Below are 3,451 nucleotides of genomic sequence, written 5' to 3' on the forward strand. Positions count from 1 at the left end.
ATGGCCCCCGACCCGCGCCTCTGCCCCGGCGGCATCGCCGAGCTGCGGACCACCGTCGCCGCCCTGCGCGCCGCCGGCATCGGCACCATCCTCGACGTCGTCTTCAACCACACCGGCGAGGGCGACGCGCACGGCCCCAGCCTCTCGCTCCGCGGCCTCGACCCCCGCGCCTACTTCCGCCACGACGCCCACGGCCGCCTCGTCAACGACTCCGGCACCGGCAACACGCTCGACTGCGCCCATCCCGCCACCCGCCGCCTGATCCTCGACACGCTCCGCCACTACGTCGCGCAGGCCGGCGTCGACGGCTTCCGCTTCGACCTCGCCCCCATCCTCGGCCGCACCGCCTCGGGCTTCGACCCGCAGGCCGAAACCCTCCAGGCCATCGCCGCCGATCCGCTGCTCGCCGACCGCATCCTGATCGCCGAGCCCTGGGACGTCGGCCCCGGCGGCTACCAGCTCGGGAACTTCCCGCCGCCCTGGCTCGAATGGAACGACCGCTTCCGCGACCGCGTCCGCCGCTTCTGGCGCGGCGACGCCCACACGCTCGGCGACTTCGCCACGGCGCTGGCCGGCTCCTCCGACAGCTTCCCGCCGCCGGCGACGCGCAGCGTCAACTTCATCGCGGCCCACGACGGCTTCACGCTCGCCGACCTCACCGCCCACCGCCACAAGCACAACCAGGCCAACGGCGAGGGGAACCGCGACGGCCACGGCGACAACCTCTCCTGGAACTGCGGCGTCGAGGGTGAGACCGCCGACGCGGCCGTCCGCGCCGCCCGCCGCCGCGACCAGCGGGCGCTGCTCGCCACCCTCTTCGCCGCCCGCGGCAGCATCATGCTCACCGCCGGCGACGAGTTCGGCCGCAGCCAGCAGGGCAACAACAACGCCTACGCCCAGGACAGCCCGCTCGCCTGGCTCGACTGGACCGGCCGCGACGGCGAGCTCGAGGCCTACGCCGCCAGCCTCGCCGCCCTCCGCCGCGCCCACCCGGCGCTGGCGGACCCCGCGCTCCTCACCGGCGCGCCCGGCCCCGGCGGCATCCCCGACGTCGCCTGGCTCACCCCGGCCGGCCACCCCAAGACGCCGGAGGACTGGCAGAACGCCCGCGGGCCCGCGCTCGCCATGGTGCTCGGGAAGGGCGGCAACGGCCGCCTCGCCGTCCTCTTCAACCGCAGCGCCCACGCCGTCACCTTCCACCTCCCGCCGCGCCCCGGCCACGCCTGGGCCGAGGCCCCGCACGGCCGCCTCACCCTCGGCCCCCGCGCCGTCGCCTTCGCCGTGGAGCGACCCCGGTGAGGGCCGCAGCCGTTTCCCCGGGAACTGAAGGGCCTGGCGTGACGGCGCCGATCACACCTGTGCCAGCGGCCGCCGGCCCCCTTGAGCCCTCCGCCCCGCCGCCGTAGACCCGCGGCGAGCCGGCCAGCAGCGCCCCACCGCCGAGGAAGATCCATGGACCGCCGCAGCTTTCTCCATACCGCCCTCGTGGGCCTGCTCGGCAGCCGCCTCCTGCCCTTCGCCACGCCCGCCGCCGCCCAGGCCGCCGGCGGCTTCAGCTTCGACGCCGTCGTCGCCCGGGCGCGCGAGACCGCCGGCTCGCCCTACGTCCGGCCGCTGATGAAGATGAGCCCGCCCTTCGCCGACCTGAAGTACGACCAGTACCGCGCCATCCGCCCGCGCGACGACATGCGCCTCTTCGCCGACGCCGACCGCGGCTTCCGCATGGACCTGCTGCCGCCGGGCCTCTCCTTCCAGGACCGCATCGAGATCAACCTCGTCTCGGACGGGGTGGCGCAGCCGATCGCCTTCTCCACCGACTATTTCGCCTTCCACCCGGACTTCTTCCCCTTCCCGGACGGCCGCGCGCCCTCGGATCTCGCCGCCGACATGGGCTTCTCCGGCCTCCGCCTGCGCCACCCGGTCAACAGCCCGGGGGTCTGGGACGACTTCGCCGTCTTCCAGGGCGCGAGCTACTTCCGCGCCGTCGCCCGCGACACGCTCTACGGGCTCTCCGCCCGCGGCCTCGCCGTCGGCACCGGCGGGCCGGACCCGGAGGAGTTCCCGATCTTCACCGCCTTCTGGATCCACGAGCCGCAGCCCGGCGACAGCGCGCTCCGGCTCGACGCGCTGCTCGACAGCGACTCGGTGACCGGCGCCTTCGACTTCACCATCCGGCCGGGCATCCGCACGGTGATGACGGTCCGCTCGGTCCTCTTCCCGCGGCGCGACGTCAAGGCGGCCGGCATCGCGCCGCTCACCTCGATGTACTTCTTCGGCCCGGAGCGCCGCGCCGGCGTCGACGACTTCCGCGACGCGGTGCACGACAGCGACGGGCTGCGCATGGTCAACGGCCGCGGCGAGCGGCTGTGGCGGCCGCTGCGCAACCCGCCGCGGCTCGAGACCTCGGCCTTCGCCGACGAGAACCCGCGCGCCTTCGGCCTGATCCAGCGCGCCCGCGACTTCGCGCACTACGAGGATGCCGAGGCCCACTACGAGCGCCGCCCGAGCGCCTGGGTCGAGCCGGAGGGAGCCTGGGGCAAGGGGGCCGTCACCCTGGTCGAGATCCCCTCGGCCGACGAGTTCACCGACAATATCGTCGCCTTCTGGCGCCCGGCAGCGCCGCTCGCCGCCGGGGCCGAGACCCGCTTCGACTATCGCCTAACCTGGGGCGCCGTCGAGCAGGACGACCAGCCGGTCGCCCGCGTCGTCGCCACCCGCAGCGGGCTCTCGATCCTCGATCCGCGCGAGCGGCTCTTCGTCGTCGACTTCGACCTCGGCCTCACCGACTTCGACCGCGTCGCCCCGAAGCTCGAGGTGAGCGCCGGCGAGGCCAAGGGCCTCAGCATCGACCGGCTGCCCGAGGGCAACCGCGCCCGCGTCGGCTTCCACTTCATCGCCGGGGATCTCCCCTCGGCCGAGTTCCGCCTCTGGCTCGCCAGCGACGAGGTCCCGGCCTCCGAGGTCTGGCTCTACCGCTGGAGCCGCTGATGCGCCCTCGGGGCGAGCGGTTCGGTTCCGGCGCGCGCTGCCGCCCGGCGCGCTCACCTCGGCCCGGCTGCCGCCCATCAGCGCGCCGAGAAGCGGCGAGCCCGGGTCGGCGGCGGCATAGAGGATGCCGTTCTCCGACACGAAGCGCAGGGCGAAAGCCTGCCGGTCGACCCGCAGCGCGACCCCGTCCGCGCGGCCGCCGAGCCCGGCCACCGCGAGGAGCCCCGGCCCGCCGCGCCGGCAGAGGAAGCTCAGCGACTTGCCCTGCGTCTCGACGCCGGCGTACCAGCCGCCGCCCTTCGCGCCGCTGCCGGCCGTCCAGGCCGCGCCGGCCGGGGCCGCCGCCCTCGGCTCCTCCGCGGCAGGGGGCGTGGCCATGCACAGCCGCTCCACGCATTCCTGGTACTGGCGGCTCGCCGCCCCGGGAGAATTGGCGAGGCACTGCCAGACGCAGCGCTGCTCC

The 3,451-nt window shown here is 75.2% G+C and carries 2 protein-coding genes and 1 pseudogene; all 3 read left to right on the top strand.

Annotation, left to right across the window (positions count from 1 at the left end):
* Positions 1–1,299 (top strand): annotated as a pseudogene (locus Q0112_RS00310) (glycogen debranching enzyme GlgX); the annotation flags it as partial.
* A gap of 153 nt (positions 1,300–1,452) precedes the next feature.
* Positions 1,453–2,988, top strand: coding sequence for a glucan biosynthesis protein (locus tag Q0112_RS00315; protein ID WP_297970066.1), 1,536 nt, complete (start codon positions 1,453–1,455; stop codon positions 2,986–2,988).
* 259 nt (positions 2,989–3,247) lie between these two features.
* Positions 3,248–3,451 (top strand): hypothetical protein (locus Q0112_RS00320; protein ID WP_297970067.1); only part of this gene is annotated, 204 nt, incomplete at its 3' end.

This window comes from uncultured Amaricoccus sp., assembly GCF_937858865.1.
In the GTDB taxonomy this organism is placed as follows: domain Bacteria; phylum Pseudomonadota; class Alphaproteobacteria; order Rhodobacterales; family Rhodobacteraceae; genus Amaricoccus.

Excerpts from the sequence above, each read along its gene's own strand:
- Q0112_RS00315 (WP_297970066.1), top strand. The coding sequence starts at position 1,453 with ATGGACCGCCGCAGCTTTCTCCATACCGCCCTCGTGGGCCTGCTCGGC.